The sequence below is a fragment of the Sphaerisporangium corydalis genome (assembly GCF_025506355.1).
GTDB lineage: Bacteria > Actinomycetota > Actinomycetes > Streptosporangiales > Streptosporangiaceae > Sphaerisporangium > Sphaerisporangium corydalis.
Genome location: NZ_JANZYP010000031.1, coordinates 76,383 through 98,881, shown reverse-complemented (window position 1 = coordinate 98,881; position 22,499 = coordinate 76,383). Strand labels below are relative to the sequence as shown.

Below are 22,499 nucleotides of genomic sequence, written 5' to 3'. Positions count from 1 at the left end.
CAACCGCCTGGTGGGCATCCTCCACGGCTGCCTTAAAACCCACACCACCTACGACCAGGCAACCGCATGGTCACACCGCAACCACGACCTCGCCGCTTGACATCCAACGTCCAGGGATGTCTGACCCCGTCACGGGCGCCGCCGCCCCAAGCGCCGGTGCCCGGAACGGTGTGGCCCAACTCTCGGGTGAGGATCTCGCGGACGCGTTCCGAGTTACCGTTCTCCCCGCTGTGACTCACCCCGGCCGCGAGCAGTCACCGCCCGGCCGACGGACAGGCGCATCCACCCTCGCCGGCCCCGTCAGAAATCGAACTCGTCCGCACGAACGCCCGCCAGGAAGGCGTCCCACTCACCTCGTGTATAGACGATGACAGTCCCCTCACGATCACGGCTGTGCCGGACGGCGATCCGCCCGGAGCCATCGAGGAGAGGTCCCGCCTCGACACAATTCGCGCCGCCATCTGGACTGAAACTGCTGATATGCCATGCAGCGCTGATCTGCGGGTCGGGAGTTGACATCGACCGTTCCTCCGTCTCAGGGCAGGCGAATCTTGTTCGCCGCCGCCTGGATCATTTTCACCGACTGTTCGTGATCCAACGCGTCCCGGCGAATGGCATCGTATTTGGCCGTAAGACGCTGAACTTCATCACTCTCAACATAGATTCCCCCTCCAGGACTGTCCACGAAGGCCACCTCGGGGTATGGATCAGGCATCTCGAAGATCCGGAACGCGCCCTCGGGGCTCACGTGAGCACCCGAGCTGAATGGAAGTACTCGAATACCCATCTTTGGGTGCTCAGCCAGATCAGCTAGATGATCGAGTTGATCTCTGAGCACCTCTGGACCTCCTGACAAGCGGTACAGGAGACTCTCATCCAAGACGGTCTCTATGTACGGCTGTTCTGGAGTCCCCATGAATTTCTGACGTTGCATGCGAAAGCGGACTCCGGATGCGACCTGTTGAGGAGACAGACCCTCACCGGCTCTTTGGATCACGGCTTCAAGGTAGGCGCCGGTCTGGAGAAGCCCGGGAATCACAAGAGCGTCGAATGAGCGGATCTTGATGGCACGCGCCTCCAGCCACGCGTAGTCGATGATGCTCCTGGACAGCTTCTCGGAATAGTCGTCCCACCAACCTGTGCGCCAGACCTCGGCGGCCAGACGTAGTAAGGCGTCCCTGCGATCGCGATCTGCCAGGCCGTACAGGTCCAGCAGCGCCGCGACATCTGGAGTGCGTGCGGGATAGAGCCCGGTCTCCAACCGGCTGATGGTGCCTCCGTCACGCTGGATATGGCTTCCCGCGTCCATGAGGGTGAGGTCCGCGTCCTCACGCAACTCCCTCAGTTGACGACCCAGCCACTGAGCCCTCAAGGTCATGCCTCGTTTTCCCGCCATGCCCGATCCCTCCTCACCCGGAACAGAGGGAACATTACTAGTCGCGGTCGGTCGATCACGTTGAGTTGAAGAACTTCCTCGAAACGGCATGCAGGATTGCAGACTCGCTGTCATTGTGCGTATTGGCTTGCATACGGAGAGTGCTGGCCTTGCTCTCATGGGGCAGGTGGCCGGTGCCGGTGACGGGAGGTCGGTCGTGGAGTTCGGGCGGATGGACCGGTTCGGGGGTGGCTCGTGGTGGGGCGGGGGGCGGGAGGAGGTGGAGGCCGAACCGGTCTCTCCGGTGTGCTCGCAGAAGTTCGCCAACGCGGCATGCCAGGTCAGACCGGCGCGCACGTTCGTCGCCGGGCTGCTGGGGCCGGCGCATCCGTGCCTGGACGACGCCGTCCTGCTGACGAGTGAGCTCGCGGGCAACGTCATCCGGCACGCCGTCGACCAGGACTTCACGGTCACGGTGGCCTTCAAGCCCTGTGGCGTACTGGTCGCCGTCCAGGACGGCGGCTCGACGAGGATCCCGACGCTGCTCAACCCTCGCGACGACGAGACGAGCGGACGAGGCCTGCTCCTGGTGAACAACCTCGCGGCACGCTGGGGCTTCCACCGCGACCCGTCCGGCACGACCGTCTGGTTCGAACTGGATGAGCTTCGGCGCGCGGCGACTGACTAGCGTGTCCACAGGTTCCTTTCACTGCGTGCGCACCGGCTGCTTACCGGTTTCTCGCCGTACTCGGCGCCGACAACTCCGCCCCGCGACCCGCCGTACCGGCGCCGTTCACAGACGCATTCCAGGTGCGGGGTAGTTCCTGGTGCGGGGTAGTTCCTGGTGGTTCCTGGTGCGGGGTGGTTCCTGGTGCGGGTGAGTGTGGGCCGTTCGGTGTGAAAGTGGGCCGGTCGCGTTGGCTCGGGTGAGCCGCTAGGCCTATAGAAAACTGCCCGAGCCGAAGGCGAGGACCTTTTCACCGCGCGCATACCGGATGCTCACCGGTCGGCGGCTTGGTTGGGCTGTCAGGCCCCTGGAAAACCGCCCGAGCCGAAGGCGAGGGCCTTTGCGGGTCTGCGTGACTGTGTAACTTACAGCGGCATCGGCGCGTGAGAAGGCCTTTGAGCTGTGAAAGGACCCGGGACGCGGCCGGCGGGGGTGCCGGGTGATTGACCGGCTCCTGGGGGCGATCTAGGAAGACGGCATGCAGCCTCGATCGGCCGTGACGGCCCTTCTGACCGCCGTCGCCCTGGCCGCCGCCATGATCCTCATCCCCGGCCCGGCCGTCGCGGCCGCCGGGGACGGCGGCCCGGCGGACACCAACATCGCCTATGTGGGCCGGTGGGACACGACCAACAGCGCCGGCTACGTCCCCAACTGGACCGGCGCCTACCTCGTGACGTCGTTCACCGGCACCACCGTCAAGATCAAGCAGCGCGACGCGGTCAACATGTACGTCAGCGTCGACCGGGGCGCGGACGTGTTCTACGCCGGGGTCAGGGGCACGGTGAACCTCACCCCGACCAGGCTCGCGGCCGGCACCCACACCCTGCGGGTCTCCTACCGCTCGGGCGACACGATCTTCCAGGGGCTGGTGCTCGACGCCGGGGCGACCACGGTGGCGCCGAGCGTGCCCGCCAAGCTGGTGGAATTCGTCGGCGACTCCATCACCGCCGGGTACCTCGACTCCAAGCTGGCGCTGTCGGCCTACGGGTGGGTGCTGGGCGAGAAGCTGGGCGTGCGCCACACCCAGATCGCGCGCGCCGGGTACTGCCTGGTCGCCCAGTCCGGGTGCGTCGGGCAGAGCGGCCAGTTCTTCAAGCTGGGCAGCACGGGCACGACCGACTGGAACTTCGGCCGCTACCAGGCCGCCGCCGTGGTGATCAACCTCGGGACCAACGACATCGGGCACGGCGTCACGGGTGCGGCCTTCCAGTCGTCCTACACCGCGTTCCTGCGCGCCGTCCGGGCGAGGTACCCCGGTGCCGCGCTGTTCGCGATGGAGACCTTCAAGAAGCGGTACGTCGCGGAGACGCAGGCGGCGGTCGCCGCGCTCAACGCCTCGGGTGACGCCAACGTGTTCTACATCGGCACCGAGGGGTGGCTGACGGTGAACACCGACTACGCCGACGGCGACGGGCACCCCAACGACGCCGGGCACATCAAGATCGCGAACCGCCTGGCGCCCATCATCGCGCCCAGGATCGGCGTCCCGGCTCCCTAGCCGGCCGAGGTCCCAGGAAGGGACGGCCCCATGTCGCACTGGAGGACCCTGATCACGCTGGCCGCCCTGGTCGCGGGCGGGCTCGTCCCCGCCACCGGGGCGTCGGCCGCGACCGGGGACGGCTCGCCGACGGACTCCAACATCGCGTTCACCGGCCGGTGGGACACGGCCACGACCACCGCCTTCACGCCGTACTGGGCCGGGGCCTACTTCACCACCGGTTTCACCGGCACGACCGTCAAGCTGCGGCAGCGCAACACCATCGACCTGTACGCCAGCGTCGACGGCCGGCCGTACACCTACCTGACCAACGTGAAGGGCACGGTGAACCTGACGCCGACCCCGCTGGCGTCCGGCAACCACACGCTGAAGGTGTCGTACCGGGTGGTCGCCGGCTCCTACCACGGGGACGCCGTCTTCCAGGGCCTGATCCTGGACTCCGGCGCCCGGACGCTTCCCGCGGCCGTCCCGGCCAAGCTGGTGGAGTTCGTGGGCGACTCCATCACCGTCGGGACCACCACCTCCAAGAACGCGCTCACCGCGTACGGGTGGCTCGTCGGGGAGCGGCTCGGCGTCCGGCACACCCAGGTCGCGCAGGGGGGTGCCTGCCTGGTGGTGACCACCGACGGGTGCGTCGGCCTGGAGCGGCAGTTCCTCAAGCTGAACCCGAACGCGACGACGCCGGACTGGGACTTCTCCCGCTACCAGGCGAGCGCCGTCGTCATCAACCTCGGGACCAACGACTCCGGCCACGGCGTGCACACCCCCGAGTTCCAGGCGTCGTACACCAACCTGCTGCGCGAGGTGCGGGCCAAGTACCCGCGTGCGGCGGTGTTCGCCCTGGAGACGTTCAGCAAGCGGTTCGCCGCGCAGACCCAGGCGTCGGTCAAGGCCCTGAACGACGGCGGCGACGCGAACGTGTACTACGTCAACACCGAGGGGTGGCTGACCGCCTCCGACCTGAGCGATTCGGTGCACCCGAACGACGCGGGGCACGTCAAGATCGCCGACCGGCTCGCCCCGATCATCTCGGCGAAGATCGGCTGAGCCGCCCGGCCCGGGAGGGGGTATCCCTCCTAATACCAGACGGGCGCCTTGGATACCCGATTCGCTGGCAGGAAGCGGTCATCGGCGGGCAACTTGCTGCCTTCGATTTCTCTGGCCCGCGGGCGGTGGAAAGCGCAGAGTTGGTCTTGCGAGAACGAATCCACCGCCCCGAGAAAGAGAAAAGGAATGAACGATCCCCGCCGCCGGCCAGTCCCTTATCAGTGTGGTCGGCATGCTTTGTCCCATATACGGGGCCGGCCCGCCAGTGGCCGTCCCGGTGGGCTTCACCTGGGGCGGAGCGGAGGGGCACGGCGATGCTCGTCGTGCTGACGCTGCGCCGCGACCCGAGGCACCCGTCGGACGACTCCCCCGTCGACGGTAAGCGACTCCTGGCCCAATTGCCCCGGCAATGGGACAAGGAACTCCGGCAGGGTGTCGGTTTCATCGCCATCCGAATTCACACAGAGGAGAGCGTCACCGCGCAGATCCGCGCACAGGTGGTCGACACGATCGCCAATCCCGAATTGAGCCCGTGGCGGCTGGTCTCCTGCGAGACCCTGACCCAGCGCCAGCCGAGAACGAGGAGGAACACCCCGCCCGCGATACAGCCCTTCCAGCAGCACTCGCAATGGAACTGACGCCCCGTGCCACCGAACCCGGCCGGCGAACATGACAAGGAGGACATCTCACGCCCACTCAGCGGGCAGGGTCCGGGCGCAGGCCCGCCGAGACCACGGTGATCATGCGCAGGCGCGCGGCGGTGTCACCGTCGCCTCGCTCCCTGGCGAGGCACCCCATGATGAGCGCCTTCACATCGGCCACCTCGACGTCCGGCCGTACCGCCCCCGCGCGCTGGGCGGCGGCCAGCAGATCGCGCAACACCCCCATGACGTCGTCGGAGGCGCCGGAGGACGCGGCCTCCATGTCGAAACCGGCGCCCGCGAACGCCTCGGTCAGCCCCCGGTTGGCCGCCGTCTCCTCCACCATGACGGCGAGGAAACGGTAGAAGGCCGTGCCGGGGTCCCCGAGCGACTCCAGGGCACGGGCCTGGTCCACGATGCGCTCGATGCGGTCGAGGATGATGGCGCGCAACAGGTCCTCCTTTGTCGGGAAGTGCCTGCTGACCGTGCCGGTGCCGACCCCCGCCCGCCGTGCGATCTCGGCGACCGGGACCGACAGGCCCTCGGCCGCGAACACGTCGCACGCCACCTCCAGCACCCGTTCCCTGTTCCGCCTGGCGTCGGCACGCACGACCCGTCCCCTCCAGGACCCTTCGACAAACGGGACGGCCGTCCCGTATAGTCGCCTCAAACGGGACGACCATCCCGATTATAGGCGGCTGGAGGCGCACCATGAACGCGAGATGGACCGGGGCCGAGATCGGCGACCAGCGAGGACGGACCGCCGTCGTCACCGGCGGCAACACCGGCATCGGCTTCGAGACGGCCAAGCTGCTGGCCGAGCACGGGGCCACCGTGCTGCTGGCCTGCCGCGACCTCGGCAAGGCGGAAGCCGCGGCGGCACGGATCGGCGCCGGGTCAACGGTCATCCCCATCCGCCTGGACCTGGCCTCGCTCGCCTCGGTCCGCGAGGCCGCGGAACGGATCGGGGAGATCCACCCCCGGCTGGACCTGCTCGTCAACAACGCCGGCATGATCATGCCGCCGTACACCCGCACCGAGGACGGCTTCGAGCTGCACTTCGGCACCAACCACCTCGGGCACTACGCGCTGACCGGCCTGCTGCTGGAACTGCTGCTGCCGGTGCCGGGCTCCCGCGTCGTGACCGTCAGCAGCATCGGGCACCGGCGCGGGGAGATGAAGTTCGGCGACCTCCAGCTCGAACACGGGTACAAGGGCGAGACCGCGTACTTCCAGTCGAAGCTCGCGAACCTGATGTTCGCCTACGAACTGCAACGGCGGCTGGCCTCGGCCGGCGCGGAGACGATCTCGCTGGCCGCGCACCCCGGCAACGCGCGCACCGACTTCGGCCGCAACCTGGGCGTCTTCGTGCGCGTCGCGATGCGGCCCGGGATGAGGTGGTTCACCTCGTGGCTGCTGCAGAGCCCGCACGTGGGGGCGCTGGCGTCGGTGCGCGCCGCCGTCGACCCCGCCGCGCGTGGCGGCGAGTACTACGGCCCGCCGGGCAGGCTCCAGTTCACCGGGCACCCGGAGCGCGTCGAGTCGAGCGCCCGCTCGTACGACACCGCCGCGCAGCGCCGCCTCTGGGAAGAGTCGGAGCGGCTGACCGGCGTGGTCTACCGCTTCGCCGAACCCTCTCTGCGACACCCCGGCTGACCGATCCGCGCGACACGACCTGAGCCGAGGCGGTGTGCGGACTGCGTCAGCCGTCGGGCTCCGTTAGCCCGTGGACTCCGTTTCGGTCAGCGGATTCCGGAGTCGGGGTTGGCGGTGTCCCAGCGGCGGCGCGCGTCGGCGATGACCTGGTGGTGCTCGGCCGACCAGTCGGCGAGGGCCTTCACCAGGTGGGTGAGGCTGTGGCCCGTCGCCGTCAGCTCGTACTCGACCTGGGGCGGGATCGTGGCGTGGACGGTCCTGGAGATCACGCCGTCGCGTTCCAGGCGGCGGACCGTGAGGGTCAGCATGCGCTGGGAGATGCCCGGCACGGCGCGCTGGAGGGCACGGAACCGGCGCACGCCCTGGGCGAGCTCGACGATCACCAGGACCGACCATTTGTCCCCGATGCGGTCGAGGACCTCCCGGATCCCGCAGTCCTCCTCGTAATCCGCGCAGCTGCCCACCGGCTCGCCGGTCACCACCGCTCGCCCCACTGTCATCGAGGTGCCTCCTCCGGCCCGATGGCGCGTCGCCGTCGATTGTCTCAGCCACCGGCCACGACCACCACCGCGAGCCACACCCACCCCGACGGTGCCACGACCCTGGTCAGGACGTGGCGACGCCCGTGGGCAGGACGGCGACGAGAGCCTTCACCGCGTCGGCGACCAGGTCGGGGACCGGACGGGGCGGCGCCGCCAGCAGGCCCGGCAGGTCGCCGCCCTCCTGCACGAGCCGGCCGGCGTTGACGTTGGAGAGCGTCGAGATCGCGTGGTCTGCCTGGAACGCCGGGAGCCCGGCCTTGCCGATGACGACCCGCGCGGCGGCCAGCGGCGCGGTCCGGTAAGCGACCGGGCGGCCCAGCGTCTCGGCGAGCGCCGCCGCGATGTCCGCCCCGCCGATGGCCGCCACCCCGGGCAGCTCGTACACGCGTCCCGCGTGCCGGCGGTCGGCACCGGCGGCCAGGTCCGCGTACGCCTCGGCGGCGACCCGCGCGGCCACGTCGGCGAGGTCCTCCCTGGCCACGACCGTGACCCGGCCCGCACCGAACGGCGCCTGGAGAACGCCGGAGGCGACGCCGGACCCGGCGCACAGCAGCGCGAGGGCGACGGGCACCTCCGCGTACAGCCCGTTGCGCAGGACGGTCACCTCGAAGGGGGCCTCGGCCAGGCGCTCCTCGGTCCAGCGGTGGATCAAGGCGAGGCTGAGCCCGTCGCCCGACCCGGCCAGGCTGGTGTAGATCACGTGCCGCACGCCCGCCTTGGCCGCCGCCCGGACCACCGCACCGTGCCGGGCGATCACCACGTCGTCGTCGGCGTACCCGGCCGACACGAACACCAGGACGTCAGCGCCCGCGAACCCGGTGGCGAGCGTCTCCGGCCGGTCGAAGTCGATCCACCGCGCGTCCGGACGACCGGCCGCCCGATTCCCCTCAGAGGTGTCGCCCGAGAGGGCCAATGGTGCGGGACCCGATGGCGCGGGGGCCGATGATTCGGGGGCAGCGGCGCGGGTGCCGGCGACCACCTCAAGGCCGGGGACGGCCGAGAGGCGGTCGAGGATCAGACCGCCGAGCGCGCCGGACGCGCCGGTGACGAGGATCATGAGGCATCTCCTTGGTTCTGTCAGGTAACCGCCCCAGCATCGCGACCGGCGGCCGGGCCCATAAGGAGGCACATGAATGTCGGTCAGGCACACCGCCGTAACCTCCCAGGTCAGCCCCATGGCCCTCCCTGGAGCCGCCCACACCTGCCACCGCTCCCCCGACCCAGCCGCGCGCGGACGGCGCCAGTGGTATGTTCGTGAACACAAGTTCATGAACGCGTGTTCATAACAACCTATGCCCGGAGTGAACGTCCGGGCTGGGCGGCACCCCATGGGAGGGCTCAAATGCATTCGATCGTCAACACCGAGCAGTCCGAGGCATGGAACGGGTACGAAGGGCGGCACTGGGCCGGCAACCACGACCGATACGACGCCGTGAACAGCGGATTCAACGGATTCCTGCTGGACGCGGCGGCCATCGGGGAGCACGACCGCGTGCTCGACGTCGGGTGCGGCAACGGGCAGCTCACCCGGCTGGCCGCGGGCCTGGCTCGGCACGGGCACGCCACCGGGGTCGACCTGTCGGAGCCGATGCTGGAACGGGCACGCGCCCTCGCGGCCGAAGAACGCGTGACCAACGTGACCTTCGACCGGGGGGACGCCCAGATCCACCCGTTCCCGGCAGGCGGTTTCGACGTCGCCATCAGCCGCTTCGCGATCATGTTCTTCGCCGACCCGGTGGCCGCGTTCGCCAACATCGGCCGCGCACTGCGGCCCGGCGGCCGGGTCGCCTTCCTGAGCCTGCGGAGCATGGCCGACAACGACCTCGGCCAGGTATTCGCCGAAATGGCCGAGCACCTCCCCGCGCCTGACGCCCCGCAGACCGGCGGCCCCGGGCCGGATTCGCTGTCGGACCCCGCGCACGTCCGCGAGGTGCTCACCGAAGCCGGCTTCACCGGCGTCGCCACCACACCCGTCGACGCTCCCCAGATATGGGGACGCGACGCCGCCGACGCGGCCGCCTTCCTCGGTGCCTGGGGACCCGTCCAGCACCTGCTCGGCCAGGTCGACCCGGCGACGGCGGCACGGGCCCGCCAGGCACTCACCGAGGCCCTGCTCCCCTTCGAACACCCCGGAGCCGTACGCCTGCGCGGCGGCGGCCTCCTGATCACCGCAACCCGCCCGTGACCCGGGTCCGGCCTGGTCTCCGCCGGGCGGACCGGGGCCGGTACTCAATACGATGTGCGTGATGTCTCCGAGAAGAGCGGCCGTGCTGCGGGACGGCGGCGGCGAGCAGAGCCTGCGCGAGCACCTCATCGCCACCGCCGAGCGGCTCATCGCCGAGCAGGGCACCGCCGGCCTGACGGTGCGGGCCATCGCCCGCGAGGCACGGGTCGCCGACGGCGTGCTCTACAACCACTTCGCCGACAAGGAGGAGCTCCTCGCGCTGGCGCTGCACGCGCACGTCCGTTCGGTGGAGCGCCGGCTGGGCGAGCCGCCCGGGCGGGCCGGGGAGGGCAGCGTCGAGGCCAACCTGCGCGCGTACGCCGCCTACGGCGTGGCCCTGCACATCGCGATCCTGCCCGCCTTCGCCGGCCTGCTCCACCAGCCCAGGGTGCTCATCCGTTTCGGCGAGCTGACCAACCCGACGGCCGGGGGACGCGGCCTGCGCGCCGACCTGGCCGACTACCTGCGGGCCGAACTGCTCCTCGGCCGCCTGTCCCCGGACGCCAGCCCCGAGGCCGCCGCCACGATGATCATCGGCGCCTGCCACGAACTGGTCCTGCTCCCCCTGCTGAGCGGCACGGTCCTCACCCCCGACCAGGTCCCCCCCGACTTCACCGACTCCCTGATCACCACCATCCTCACCGGCCTCGACCCCGAACCTCGACCCCGAGAATGACTGTCCCGCCCACGGGCACAGCGCCGCTAGTGATCGCTCAGCCAGTTGACGATGGTGGACGTCAGCCAGGCGCCGTGTGACAGGTGGAGGTCGTGGCCGCCTTCTGGGGCCTCCAGGTAGGTTCCGCGTGGGAGGGCCTCGGCCATCTGGCGGACCAGGCTCGGGGGGCAGAAGGGGTCGTAGGTTCCGGTGATCAGGAGCGTGGGGCAGGTGATGTCGGCCGCTCTTGATCGGCTGATGTCGCCGCCCGCGTCGATGACCGCGCTCAGTGCCTGGGACCAGCTGTTCGCCATGGTGCGGGCGTGGGCCACGCCGTGGCTCTCGGCCAGGTAGGCGGCCAGCGTCTTGAGCTCGTCGATGGGGTCGTCCAGCAGGTTCGCGAGCCCGTGGAGCATCCGCGGCGACGCCACGATCTGACCGGCCGCGCCCCAGGTGAGGACCGAAAGCGCCCGGGCCGGGCGCAGCGCCGCCATGAGGAGCGCCTCCTCGCCGCCATCGCTGAAGCCGATCAGATGGGCCACCTCGACTCCGAGTTCGTCGAGCAGGCCGAGCAGGACCCGGGCGTCGTCCAGGTAGTAGGTCGGCGCGTAGTGCCTCGGCTGGGGCAGGGACCGGCCTGATCCCGGCAGGTCGACGGCGATGACACGGAACCCGCCGGCGAGTTCGCCTCGCACGCGATCGAGGTCGATGACGCTGCCGCCCCAGCCAGGCATGATCACGACGGCGTCACCCCGGCCGGCGTCCTCGTAGTAGATCCGCTGCGCGTCCGGCCCGTACCAGGTCATGGAATCCTTTCGACACCCGTTCGGCACTCGCTCGGCAGGACCATCGAGGTCAGGCGATGCCGCCGTTCACGTAGATGATCTGGCCGTTGATCCAGCGGGCGGGGCCGGCGAGGAAGGCGACGGCCTCGGCGATGTCGTCGGGGGTGCCGAGGCGTTCCAGCGGGGGGCGCGCGGCCATGGCGTCGATAGTGGCCTGGTCCTTGCCGTCGAGGAACAGGGGCGTGGCGGTGGGGCCGGGGGCGACGGCGTTGACGGTGACATCCTTGCCGCGCAGCTCGCGCGCCAGGATCAGGGTGATCGCGTCGACCGAGCCCTTGGAGGCGGCGTACGCGGCGTAGCCGGGCGGGGCCAGCTTGGTGACGGAGGTGGAGAAGTTGATGATCGCGCCGCCGGAGCGGACCCGGCGGGCGGCCTGCTGGTCGACCACGAACGTCCCCCGGATGTTCACGCGGTGCATGCGGTCGAGCACGTCGAGATCGTAGGTGGCCAGCGGCCCGAGGATCATCAGGCCGGCCGTGTGCACCACGACGTCGATGCCGCCGAACTCCCGCTCGGCCCGGTCGAACAGCGCCGCCACCTCGGTCTCCTCGGCGACGTCGGCCCGCACCGTGATCGCGGTGCCGCCGGCCGCCTTCACCGCGTCGGCGGCGTCGGCGGCCTTGCCCTCGCTTCCCGAGTAGCCGACCACGACCGCGTACCCCTCGGCGCCCAGCCGCTCGGCGACCTGGCGTCCGATGCCGCCGGATCCGCCGGTGACGATGGCGACGCGCGAGCTGGCGTGCTCCGTGCTCATGAGGGATCTCCTTGGCAGGCTGCGGCGAGAGACCACCACCGTAACGGGAGGTCGCCCCCGGCCCGGAACCCGGCCGGTGAGAAACGGGAGAGCGTTCGAGGGCGGGTGCCCGGCGGGTCAGCCCAGCGGGTCAGCCCAGCGGGTCACAGGGTGGCGTGGCGGTCCAGGAAGGTGTAGACGTCGGCCTCGTCCACGCCGGGGAACGAGCCGGGAGGCAGGGCGGCGAGGACGTGGGAGTTGGCGCGGGCCGACGGCCAGGCGTACCCCTCCCAGCGCTGGGTCAGCTCGGCCGGCGGGCGGCGGCAGCAGTCGCCCGAGGGGCAGTTCGACTTGGACCTGTTGGTGGTCTCCCGGCCCCGGAACCAGCGGGACTCGCGGTACGGCACCCCGAGCGTGATCGCGAAGTCGCGCTCCCGGGAGGGGTCGACGTGGGCGCTGCAGAAGTACGTGCCGGTGGGCGAGTCCGAGTACTGGTGGAACACCGAGAAGCGGTCCGGGGACAGGAACACCTGGCGGCCGGACCACCGCAGGCACATGCGCTGCCCCTCGATGGCCCCCTGTTCGTCGGCGGGGAACTCGATGCCGTCGTTCTCGTAGGCCTTGTAGATGATGCCGCCCGCGTTGTTGCGCACGAAGTGGCAGACCAGGTCGAGGTGGTGGGTGGCCAGGTTGGTGAAGCGGTGGGCGGCCATCTCGTACGACACCGCGAACACGTCACGCAGGTCCTCGACCGACAGCACCCGGTCCTGCTTGGCCTCCCTGAGGTAGGGCACGGCGGTGGTCTCCGGGACCAGGATGGCGGCGGCGAAGTAGTTGGCCTCGGTGCGCTGCCGCAGGAAGTCGGCGAAGTCACGCGGCTTGTGGTGGCCGAGCGCGAGGTGGCCGAGGGTCTGCAGCAGGATCGTGCGGGGGGTGTGCATGCCGAGTTGCTCGTGTTTGACGTAGATGCGCCGATGGCGAAGGTCGGTGATCGACCGTACGGAGCGAGGGAGGTCCTGGGCGGTCTGCACGGTGTACCCGAAATGGGTGACGAGCGCCTGCACGGTGCCCTGGGAGAGCGCGCCGGTGCGGTACCCCACGGCGGCCAGGGCCTCGGCGGCGGCGGCCTCGATCTCGGCGAAGTAGTTGCCCTGCTCGCGCTGCTTGCGCCGCAGCTCGGCGTTGGCCGCCCTGGCCTCCTCGGGCGTCGCGGTCCCCTTGGCCTGCCGCGAGCGCAGCTCCTCGTACAGCCCGAGGATGTGTTCCAGCACGTCGTTGGGCACCCGGGCGGAGACCTTCAGCCGGGGCAGGCCGAGCGAGGCGTAGATCGGGTCGCGCTGCGCCTCCTCCAGGCCGATCTCCAGCTGGGCGCGGCGGTTGGGCGCCTGGCGCCGCAGCAGTTCCTCGACGGGCACGGTGAGCGCGGTGGCGAGCGACTTCAGCAGGGACAGCTTGGGCTCCCGCTTGCCGTTCTCCAGGAGGGAGAGCTGGCTGGGGGCCCGGCCGACGCGCTCGCCCAGCTCTGACAGGGTGAGCCCGCGCTGCTTGCGCAGGTGCCGCAGCCGTTGACCGAACGCCAGGAGGTCGAGCTCCTGCGTCAAAGACAGCGGTTCTTCTCCCACCAAAGACGCCATACCACGATCCTAATCGAAATTTCTACACATCTTCCAGCACGCTGCGTCATCCCGCCCGTCAAGCCCACCTCCGCCCTCCGGCCCGGCGCCGCCCCGCCGACCACACACCGTCCCGGCCGGCGAGGGACGCCGAACCCGCTCGCCATTCCCCGGCCGGGCCGCCGGTGACGGCGAGGCTCCAGATCATCGTCCCGGCCGGGTGGGCCGGGTGGCCGTCCGGCCCGGCCGACCGGGCGGGTCATGCCTTTCTTGGGACGACCCACCTGCCCACCCATCGCCCGAAGTATCCCTGTTTGTCGCGATAAATGGTGGTTTGCCAGCCTGCGATGAGTGGCGTGGTCCACAGGAATTGGTCTAGTCCATAGTGAAAACTTTGCGTTTCTTCTCAGCGGAATACTGACGAGTATTCATTCTGAACGAAAGAAGCGTCGTTCTTCTCTTGATCGATCCTGTTCACGACCCCTAGAAGGCCGCAGAATCGAAGCAAGCGCCCAGAGGACGCCAAAGGAGTCAAAATGAAAGATCGCCTCAAGGGAGCTGCAGACGAACTGCGGCGAGAGTGGGAGAGCAACCCGCGCTGGAAGAACGTCGAGAGGACCTACACGGCCGAAGACGTCGTTCGACTGCGCGGCTCCGTTCAGGAGGAGCACACCCTCGCCCGGCTCGGCGCCGAGCGGCTGTGGACCCTGCTGGAGACCGAGGACTACGTGCACGCGCTGGGAGCCCTCACCGGCAACCAGGCCGTGCAGCAGGTCAAGGCGGGACTCAAGGCCATCTACCTCTCCGGCTGGCAGGTGGCGGCGGACGCCAACCTCGGCGGGCAGACCTACCCCGACCAGAGCCTGTACCCGGCCAACTCGGTCCCGGCCGTGGTGCGCCGCATCAACAACGCCCTGCTCCGCGCCGACCAGATCACCTGGTCGGAGGAGGACGCCAGGGCCCCGCACTGGCTCGCGCCCATCGTCGCCGACGCCGAGGCCGGCTTCGGTGGCGTGCTGAACGCCTTCGAGCTCATGAAGGGCATGATCGCCGCCGGCGCGGCGGGCGTGCACTGGGAGGACCAGCTCGCCTCGGAGAAGAAGTGCGGCCACCTCGGCGGCAAGGTGCTGATCCCCACCGGCCAGCACATCAAGACGCTCAACGCCGCCCGCCTGGCCGCGGACGTCTGCGACGTGCCGACCCTGATCATCGCGCGGACCGACGCCCAGGCCGCGACGCTGCTGACCAGCGATGTCGACCCCCGCGACCAATCCTTCACCACCGGCGACCGCACGGCCGAGGGCTTCTACCGCGTGCGCAACGGCGTCGAGGCCTGCATCGCGCGCGGCCTGGCGTACTCACCGCACTCCGACCTGCTGTGGATGGAGACCTCCACGCCCGACCTGGACGTGGCGCGGCGGTTCGCCGAGGCGATCAAGGCCGAGTACCCGGACCAGATGCTCGCCTACAACTGCTCGCCGTCGTTCAACTGGAAGCAGCACCTGGACGACTCCACCATCGCCAAGTTCCAGCGCGAACTGGGCCACATGGGGTACCGGTTCCAGTTCATCACCCTGGCGGGCTTCCACTCGCTGAACTACTCGATGTTCAACCTGGCGCGCGGCTACGCCGAGGACGGCATGACGGCGTACGTCGAGCTGCAGGAGGCCGAGTTCGGCGCCGAGGCGCAGGGGTACACCGCGACCCGCCACCAGCGCGAGGTGGGCACCGGCTACTTCGACCTGATCAGCACGGCCGTCGCCCCCGACTCCTCGACGGTGGCCCTGAAGGGCTCCACCGAGACCGAGCAGTTCGCCACCACGCACTGACGATCCTCCGCCCAGGACCGTCCATCCGAACGCAGGGGTCCCTGGCCGCCTATCCGACGGCGGGGACTCCCTGCTCCCGAGAACGCGCGGGTCCGTCCAGTAAAGATCCGCCATGGGCAGCGGCCCCCTCCGGACGGACCCGCGTCCTCATGCCCGCTTCCGATACGTGGTGGTCATCGATCCGTGTTCTTCCGTGGCGGGAGCCGGCGGAAGGTGCGGCGGTATTGGGCGGGGGTGGTGTCGAGGGCGTTGTGGAAGCGGCGGCGGAGGTTGACGGCGGAGGAGAGGCCGACGCGTTGGGCGATGGTCTCGATGGGCAGGTCGGTCTCCTCCAGGAGGGCCCGGGTGCTGGCGATGCGGCGGTCCAGGAGCCAGCGGCCCGGGGAGACGCCCAGTTGGTCTGCGAAGTGGCGGCTGAGGGTGCGAGGGGTGCGGCCCGAGCGGGCGGCCATGTCCTCGAGCGTCAGGGGCTGGTCGAGGTTGGCGATGACCCAGTCCAGGAGAGGGGACAGGGAGTCGGGGACCGGGCCGGTGGTCGGGAGTTCGGGATACTGGCGCTGGCAGCCCTCGCGGTGCGGGGGCGCGGAGAACTGGCGGCCGATGCGCATGGCCAGGGCGGCCCCGTGTTCGTGTCTGACCTGGTTGAGGCAGAGGTCGATGGTGGTGCCTGAGGTGCCTGCCGTCGCGATGTCGCGGTCGTCCACGTAGAGGACGGTCTTGTCGGCGCGGACGCGCGGGTAGCGCTTGGCGAAGTCGGCGGTGAAGTCCCAGTGGACCGCCGCCCTCCTGCCGTCGAGCAGGCCGGCCTCGGCGAGCAGGTAGACGCCCGAGCAGATGGCGACCAACCGGGTGCCTCGGGCATGGGCGGCCTTGATCGCGTCCACGAGTTCGGCGCTGATGCCGGTGCCGCCGCACCCGCCCCACCCGGCGATCAGGAGGGTGCCGGCCTCGGCGATAGCGTCCAGGCCGCGTTCGACCACGAGGTCCGCGCAGACGCTCGTCGCGACGGGGCCCGGACGCTCGGCGCAGATCTGGAAGTCGTAGTGCCGGGGGATGTCCGGGCCGTGGTAGCCGAACACCGCCGAGGCGCAGGTCACCGTGTAGAGCTCCTGGAGCGGGCTGACGAAGACGACCACGCGCTGCTTCATGGCATGAATGTACCCATTGATGTCATTGCGGGCGCCTGCCGGAACCCCATCGGATGTCCAGAATGAGATCCCATGGAGTCCCCCGACATGACCGCCGTCCTCGATCGCGGGCAGCCCCCGGTCACCCGAAACAGCATCTGGACCAGGGATTTCACGCTCTATTTCGGGGCCAGATCCGTAGCCCTGCTCGGCGACGCGATGATGCAGGTCGCCGCCGCCCTGGCCGTCGGAGCGATTTACGGAATCGCGGGCGTTGGGTACGTTCTGGCCATCTTCACCACGCCCTTCGTGCTCTTCGTGCTGTTCGGCGGGGTCTTCGCCGACCGGATCGGGGCCCGCACGATGATGGTCGGCGCCGACGCCGTCCGGATCGTCAGCCAGGGCACGGTCGCGGTCGCGTTCCTGACCGGCGTCCCTCCGCTCTGGCTCCTGCTGGCCTGCTCCTTCGTCGCCGGGACCGCCGCCGCGATGTTCCAGCCCGGCGTCAACAGCATGGTTCCGCTGGTGGCGCGCGACCCGCAGCGCGCCAACGCCACCCTCAAGATCGCCGACGCGGCGTCCCAGCTCGGCGGGCCCGTCCTCGCGGGGCTGGTGATGGCGCTGTCCAGCGCGGGCGTCGTCTACTCGCTGAACGCCGCGGCCTTCGCCTTCAGCGCGCTGTGCCTCACGCTGATCCGGCTCGCCCCCACCGCACGGCCCGAGCGCGCGAGCGTGCTGCGTGACCTGCGGCGGGGCTGGGCGGAGTTCCGGTCCCGCACCTGGATGTGCGCGGTGATCATCATCTGGGTCTTCTTCGGGATGCTCGTCTTCGGCCCCTCGATCCCGCTCGGGTCCCGGCTGATCGGCGAGCGCCTCGGCGACGCGGCGTACGGCTGGGTGATGGCGGGCCTCGGCGTCGGGACGGTCATCGGCGGTCTGGTCGCGATCCGCTTCCGCCCGTCCCGGCCGCTGGCCGCGGGGGCCGTCGCGATGATCGGTTTCGGTTTCGGGCCGCTGGTGACCGCGCTCGAACTGCCGCTGCCCCAGCTGATGGCCGGGCATCTGCTCGGCGGCATGGCCTGGGCGTTCTGGGCCGTGATGTGGTCGACCAGCGTGCAGACCCAGGTCGCCCCGGACGTCCTGAACCGTGTCACCGCCTACGAGGTGGCCGGGTCGGTGTCCGGTATCGCCGTCGGGCAAGCGCTCGTCGGACCGGTGTCGGGGGTGATCGATCCCCGCGATCTGCTGCTGACGTCGGCGGGGGTCAGCTTCGCCGTCTGCGCCGCCCTGCTGCTGACGCCGTCGGTGCGCAAGCTGCGCAGGGCCGGGCCGGTCGGGGTCAGTGATGGCGGGTCACTCAGTCCGGCTCACTGATCATGTCGTTTGACTCCAGGGACTCGGCGGGCGCGGGGGGCGGTCGATAGGGTTGGGGTGGCGGCAGATCCACCACGAAAGGCCCTCGATCACCCGTGGCTGATTCATTCGTTCACCTGCATGTTCACACTGAGTACTCGATGCTCGACGGCGCAGCGAAGATCAATAAGCTGGCCGCGCGGGCGGCCGAACTGGGGATGCCCGCGATCGCGATGAGCGACCACGGCAACATGTTCGGCGCCTACGAGTTCCAGGCGAAGATGAAGGCCGCCGACGTGAAACCGATCATCGGGATCGAGGGGTACGTCAGCCCCGAGTCGCGCCATTACAAGAAACCGGTGTTTTGGGGGGAGCCCCACCAGCGCAAGTCCGACGAGCGGACCGGGCTCGGCGGCGACGTGTCGGCGACCGGCACCTACCTGCACAAGACGATGTGGGCCGTCAACGCCCAGGGGCTGCGCAACCTGTTCCGGATCTCCTCGCTGGCCTCGCTCGAGGGCCACATGAAGAAGTACCCCCGCATGGACGACGAGCTGTTCGAGAAGTACCACGAGGGGATCGTCGCCACCACCGGCTGCCCCTCGGGCGCGGTGCAGACCCGGCTCAGGCTCGGGCAGTTCGACAAGGCGGTGGAGCACGCCGCCAAGTACCAGGAGATCTTCGGCCGGGACAACTACTTCCTGGAGATCATGGATCACGGCGGGATCCCGATCGAGACGGGGGTACGCAGCGAGCTGCTGCGGCTCGGCGAGGTCCTCGGCATCCCGCCGCTGGTCACCAACGACTCCCACTACGTCACCGAGGACCAGTCCACCGCCCACGACGCGCTGCTCTGCGTCGGCACCAACTCCCAGATCAGCGACCCGTCCCGGTTCCGGTTCTCCGGCAACGGCTACTACGTGCGGTCGGCCGACGAGATGTGGGCGCTGGACCCGAACTCCGAGGTCTGGGCGCAGGGCTGCAAGAACACCCTGCTGATCGCCGAGCGCGTCGAGGCCTACGACGAGGTGTTCGCCCACCGCGACCTCGCCGCCAAGTTCCCGGTCCCCGAAGGGGAGACCGAGATGAGCTGGCTGCGCAAGGAGGCCCACCGCGGTGCGGTCCGCCGTTACGGCGACCCGGTGCCGGCCCATGTCGAGGAGCGCATCGAGTACGAGCTCACCGTCATCGAGAACATGGGGTTCCCCGGCTACTTCCTCGTCGTCGCCGACATCTGCCAGTACGCCCGCGACAACGGCATCTGGATCGGCCCGGGCCGCGGGTCGGCGACCGGTTCCATGGTGGCCTACGTCACCGGCATCACCGAGCTCGACCCCATCGAGCACTCCCTGCTGTTCGAGCGGTTCCTGAACCCCGAACGCATCTCCATGCCCGACGTCGACCTGGACTTCGACGAGCGCAGGCGCGGCGACATGATCCGGTACGTCACCGAACGCTACGGCCAGGACAACGTCTCGCTGATCATCACCTACATGACGATCAAGTCGAAGGCGGCCGTCAAGGACGCGGCCCGCGTCCTCGGCTACCCCTTCCCGGTCGGGGAGAAGATCACCAAGGCGTTCCCGCCGGCCGTCATGGGCAAGGAGATCCCGCTCTCCGGCATCTTCGACGAGAAGCACCCCCGGTACGCCGAGGCCACGGAGCTGCGCAAGCTCTACGAGGAGGACCAGGACGTCAAGCAGGTCGTCGACACCGCACTCGGCATCGAGGGCCTGACCCGGGGCACCGGCGTCCACGCCGCGGGCGTGATCCTGTCCTCCCAGCCCCTGCTCGACGTCATGCCGATCTTCATGCGGGCGGACGACGGCGCGCGAATCACCGGCTTCGACGGGCCCAGCAGCGAGAACATGGGCGCGCTGAAGATGGACTTCCTCGGCCTGCGCAACCTGACCGTCATCGGGGACGCCGTCCTGAACGTCAAGGAGAACCGCGGCGTCGACCTGGACATGCTCACACTGTCCCTGGACGACAAGAAGGCCTACGAGCTGCTGGCCCGAGGCGACACCCTCGGGGTGTTCCAGCTCGACAGCTCGATGATGCGCGACCTGACCAAGCTGATCGCCCCGGCCCGGTTCGAGGACATCTCGTCGGTCCTGGCGCTGGGCCGCCCCGGCCCGATGGGCGCCAACGCCCACACCAACTACGCGCTGCGCAAGGCCGGGCAGCAGGCGATCACCCCGATCCACCCCACGCTCCAGGACGCGCTCGACCCGATCCTCGGCACCACCTACCACCTGGTGGTCTACCAGGAGCAGGTCATGGCCATCGCCCAGCAGCTGGCCGGGTACACCCTCGGCGGCGCCGACATCCTCCGCCGGGCGATGGGCAAGAAGAAGAAGGAGGAGATGGACAAGCAGTGGGCCACGTTCTCCTCCGGCATGGTCGGCAAGGGCTACACCGAGGAGGCCGCCAAGGCCGTCTGGGACGTCCTGGAACCCTTCAGCTCCTACGGGTTCAACAAGTCCCACACCGCCGGGTACGGGCTCGTGTCGTACTGGACCGCCTACCTCAAGGCCAACTACCCGGCCGAGTACATGGCCGCCCTGCTCACCTCCGTCGGCACCAACAAGGACCGCATGGCCCTGTACCTCGCGGAGTGCCGCCGCATGAAGGTGAAGGTCCTTCCGCCCGACGTCAACGAGTCCGGGCTGCGGTTCAGCGCCGTCGGCGAGGACGTCCGGTTCGGGCTCGGGGCGGTGCAGAACATCGGCGAGAACGCCATCAACGGCATCATCACCGCCCGCTCGAAGAAGGGCGCCTACAGCGACTTCAACGACTTTTTGACCAAGGTCCCGCAGGTCGTGTGCAACAAGAGGACCATCGAGTCGCTGATCAAGGCCGGGGCGTTCGACGGACTCGGCCACACCCGGCGCGGCCTGGTCCAGATCCACGACCAGGCCGTGGACTCGGTCATCGACGTCAAACGCAAGGAGGCCCTGGGCCAGGACTCGCTGTTCGACGCGTTCGACGACGCCGACGACGACGCGAACAACGTGTTCCGCGTCGTGGTCCCCGAGGGCGAGTGGGACAAGAAGACCAAACTGTCCTTCGAGCGGGAGATGCTCGGCCTGTACGTCTCCGACCACCCGCTCAACGGCGCGGAGCGCGTCCTTGAGCGCAACCGGGACCTGACCGTCGCCCAGGTCCTGGAGGGCCAGGCGGGGTTCGGCAACGTCCGCATCGCCGGGATCATCTCCGGCGTCGACAAGAAGGTCACCAAGAAGGGCGACGTGTGGGCCATCCTCAAGATCGAGGATCACGACGCGTCCATCGAGGTGCCCTGCTTCCCCCAGACCTACCAGCTGTACGGGAGCAACCTCGCGCCCGACCTGGTCGTGTCGGTGACGGGCCGCATCCGCTCGCGCGGCGACGGCGAGGAGGCCACCATCTCCTTCAACGCCACCGACATCAGCTTCCTCGACATCTCCGGGATCCAGGCGGACGGCCGCGAGCCGGTGGTCATCGCCCTGCGCGAGGAACGGGTCACCCAGGACCTGGTGTACGAGCTCAAGCGGATCCTGAAGGTGCATCCCGGCGAGACCCCCGTCCACCTCCGCATGGAGCGCCTCAACCGGAAGATCAGCGTCGTGGAGCTGCCCGACTACCGGGTGAACGCCGTCGGCGGCGCGTTCGCCGGGGACATCAAGGTCCTGCTCGGCCCGAACGCCCTGGTCGGCCCCTGACCAGGGATCCGGGCCACCACGACATCCTGGCCGGAGGACGGGCCGTTTCGGCCGGTCAGCCGGCCGGGCGGGACGCGCGGGCGTACCAGCGGCCGTCGGCCCGGTCCAGGGCCAGGGGGCGGCCGAAACACTCCGACAGGTTCGGGCCGGTGAGCACGGTCGCCACCGGCCCAGCGGCCAGCACGCGGGCGTCGCGCACCAGCAGGGCGTGCGTGGTGGTCGCGGGGACCTCCTCCAGGTGGTGGGTCACCAGCACGGTCGTCAGCGCCGGGCGGCCCGCCGCCAGCTCCTCGATCGCGGTGACGAGGTCCTCCCTGCCGGGCAGGTCCAGGCCCGCGAACGGCTCGTCGAGCAGCAGCAGCGCCGGGTCGGGCATCAGCGCCCGTGCGATGCGCACCCTGCCCCGCTCCCCCTGCGAGCACACGGCGAACGGCCGGTCCGCCAGGTCCTTGCAGCCGAGGTCGGCCAGCAGCGCGGCGGCCCTTTCGCGTTCCCCGGGCCCGTACCGGTCCCACAGCGGGGCGCTGCTCCCGGTGTGACCGGTGAGCACCACCGTCTGGGCGGTCAGCCCCTCCGCCTCCATCAGCTCCTCGTCGACCAGCCGCCGGGTCGCCGCCACCAGCCCGATGTGCCGGCGCAGCTCGCGCAGGTCCACCCGGCCCAGCCGGTGCCCCAGCACCGACGCCGACCCCGAACTCGGGTGCCGCATGGCCGCCGCGACCGACAGCAGCGTGGTCTTCCCCGCGCCGTTCGGCCCGAGGACCACCCAGTGCTCCCCGTGCCCCACCCGCCAGTCGACGGCGTCCAGCAGCGTGCGGCCGACGACCCTGACGGTCACCCCCGCCATCTCCACCGCCGTGCGATCCTGACCCATCGGGCCCCCTTTCCCGCGAGCAGCATAGGGGGACGTTCCCCCGGGAAAGCGCGCCG

At 69.7% G+C, this 22,499-nt stretch carries 20 protein-coding genes; 10 read left to right on the top strand and 10 right to left on the bottom strand.

Annotation, left to right across the window (positions count from 1 at the left end; all coding sequences use genetic code 11):
* Positions 1-300: 300 nt before the first annotated feature.
* Positions 301-519: a DUF397 domain-containing protein gene (locus tag NYZ98_RS21710; protein WP_262844677.1), complete on the bottom strand. Its 219-nt coding sequence runs from the start codon at positions 517-519 to the stop codon at positions 301-303.
* Positions 520-535: 16 nt separating this feature from the next.
* Positions 536-1,396: a helix-turn-helix domain-containing protein gene (locus NYZ98_RS21705; protein ID WP_262844676.1), complete on the bottom strand. Its 861-nt coding sequence runs from the start codon at positions 1,394-1,396 to the stop codon at positions 536-538.
* Between the two features lie 166 nt (positions 1,397-1,562).
* Between NYZ98_RS21705 and NYZ98_RS21700 the strand changes: the two genes are divergently transcribed.
* The 4 genes from NYZ98_RS21700 (at position 1,563) to NYZ98_RS21685 (ending at position 5,285) form a co-directional block, all read left to right on the top strand.
* Positions 1,563-2,063: an ATP-binding protein gene (locus NYZ98_RS21700; RefSeq protein WP_262844675.1), complete on the top strand. Its 501-nt coding sequence runs from the start codon at positions 1,563-1,565 to the stop codon at positions 2,061-2,063.
* A gap of 517 nt (positions 2,064-2,580) precedes the next feature.
* Positions 2,581-3,600: an SGNH/GDSL hydrolase family protein gene (locus NYZ98_RS21695; RefSeq protein WP_262844674.1), complete on the top strand. Its 1,020-nt coding sequence runs from the start codon at positions 2,581-2,583 to the stop codon at positions 3,598-3,600.
* 30 nt (positions 3,601-3,630) lie between these two features.
* The gene (locus tag NYZ98_RS21690; RefSeq protein ID WP_262844673.1) at positions 3,631-4,647 is read left to right on the top strand and encodes an SGNH/GDSL hydrolase family protein; all 1,017 of its coding nucleotides are present in this window, start codon (positions 3,631-3,633) and stop codon (positions 4,645-4,647) included.
* A 314-nt stretch (positions 4,648-4,961) separates the two neighbouring features.
* A complete protein-coding gene (locus NYZ98_RS21685) occupies positions 4,962-5,285 on the top strand; it encodes a hypothetical protein (protein WP_262844672.1) in 324 nt (107 codons plus the stop codon).
* A 58-nt stretch (positions 5,286-5,343) separates the two neighbouring features.
* On the opposite strand, the gene NYZ98_RS21680 is transcribed toward NYZ98_RS21685, so the two are convergent.
* A complete protein-coding gene (locus tag NYZ98_RS21680) occupies positions 5,344-5,898 on the bottom strand; it encodes a TetR/AcrR family transcriptional regulator (protein WP_262844671.1) in 555 nt (184 codons plus the stop codon).
* A 101-nt stretch (positions 5,899-5,999) separates the two neighbouring features.
* Between NYZ98_RS21680 and NYZ98_RS21675 the strand changes: the two genes are divergently transcribed.
* The gene (locus NYZ98_RS21675) at positions 6,000-6,944 is read left to right on the top strand and encodes an oxidoreductase (RefSeq protein WP_262844670.1); all 945 of its coding nucleotides are present in this window, start codon (positions 6,000-6,002) and stop codon (positions 6,942-6,944) included.
* A gap of 86 nt (positions 6,945-7,030) precedes the next feature.
* Here NYZ98_RS21675 and NYZ98_RS21670 read toward each other — a convergent pair whose 3' ends face one another.
* Positions 7,031-7,444: a winged helix-turn-helix transcriptional regulator gene (locus NYZ98_RS21670; protein ID WP_262844669.1), complete on the bottom strand. Its 414-nt coding sequence runs from the start codon at positions 7,442-7,444 to the stop codon at positions 7,031-7,033.
* A gap of 106 nt (positions 7,445-7,550) precedes the next feature.
* Complete coding sequence (locus NYZ98_RS21665) at positions 7,551-8,543, bottom strand: NmrA family NAD(P)-binding protein (RefSeq protein WP_262844668.1); 993 nt, start codon at positions 8,541-8,543, stop codon at positions 7,551-7,553.
* Between the two features lie 285 nt (positions 8,544-8,828).
* On the opposite strand from NYZ98_RS21665, the gene NYZ98_RS21660 reads away from it, so the two are divergent.
* Entirely contained in the window at positions 8,829-9,671 is an 843-nt protein-coding gene (locus NYZ98_RS21660) for a class I SAM-dependent methyltransferase (protein WP_262844667.1), read from the top strand.
* Positions 9,672-9,732: 61 nt separating this feature from the next.
* A complete protein-coding gene (locus NYZ98_RS21655) occupies positions 9,733-10,386 on the top strand; it encodes a TetR/AcrR family transcriptional regulator (RefSeq protein ID WP_262844666.1) in 654 nt (217 codons plus the stop codon).
* A gap of 26 nt (positions 10,387-10,412) precedes the next feature.
* On the opposite strand, the gene NYZ98_RS21650 is transcribed toward NYZ98_RS21655, so the two are convergent.
* The 3 genes from NYZ98_RS21650 to NYZ98_RS21640 form a co-directional block, all read right to left on the bottom strand.
* Positions 10,413-11,171, bottom strand: coding sequence for an alpha/beta fold hydrolase (locus tag NYZ98_RS21650; protein ID WP_262844665.1), 759 nt, complete (start codon positions 11,169-11,171; stop codon positions 10,413-10,415).
* 49 nt (positions 11,172-11,220) lie between these two features.
* Entirely contained in the window at positions 11,221-11,964 is a 744-nt protein-coding gene (locus NYZ98_RS21645; RefSeq protein WP_262844664.1) for an SDR family oxidoreductase, read from the bottom strand.
* A gap of 143 nt (positions 11,965-12,107) precedes the next feature.
* Positions 12,108-13,577, bottom strand: coding sequence for a helix-turn-helix domain-containing protein (locus tag NYZ98_RS21640; RefSeq protein WP_380706364.1), 1,470 nt, complete (start codon positions 13,575-13,577; stop codon positions 12,108-12,110).
* A gap of 515 nt (positions 13,578-14,092) precedes the next feature.
* Between NYZ98_RS21640 and aceA the strand changes: the two genes are divergently transcribed.
* Entirely contained in the window at positions 14,093-15,385 is a 1,293-nt protein-coding gene (gene aceA / locus NYZ98_RS21635) for an isocitrate lyase (RefSeq protein WP_262844663.1), read from the top strand.
* 173 nt (positions 15,386-15,558) lie between these two features.
* Here the strand turns inward: aceA and NYZ98_RS21630 are convergent, their stop codons facing one another.
* The gene (locus tag NYZ98_RS21630; RefSeq protein WP_262844662.1) at positions 15,559-16,533 is read right to left on the bottom strand and encodes a GlxA family transcriptional regulator; all 975 of its coding nucleotides are present in this window, start codon (positions 16,531-16,533) and stop codon (positions 15,559-15,561) included.
* 72 nt (positions 16,534-16,605) lie between these two features.
* Between NYZ98_RS21630 and NYZ98_RS21625 the strand changes: the two genes are divergently transcribed.
* The gene (locus NYZ98_RS21625; RefSeq protein WP_262844661.1) at positions 16,606-17,886 is read left to right on the top strand and encodes an MFS transporter; all 1,281 of its coding nucleotides are present in this window, start codon (positions 16,606-16,608) and stop codon (positions 17,884-17,886) included.
* Between the two features lie 95 nt (positions 17,887-17,981).
* Complete coding sequence (dnaE, locus tag NYZ98_RS21620; protein WP_262844660.1) at positions 17,982-21,569, top strand: DNA polymerase III subunit alpha; 3,588 nt, start codon at positions 17,982-17,984, stop codon at positions 21,567-21,569.
* Positions 21,570-21,624: 55 nt separating this feature from the next.
* Here the strand turns inward: dnaE and NYZ98_RS21615 are convergent, their stop codons facing one another.
* Positions 21,625-22,443, bottom strand: a complete 819-nt coding sequence (locus NYZ98_RS21615; RefSeq protein ID WP_262844659.1) for an ABC transporter ATP-binding protein — start codon at positions 22,441-22,443, stop codon at positions 21,625-21,627.
* Positions 22,444-22,499: the final 56 nt, after the last annotated feature.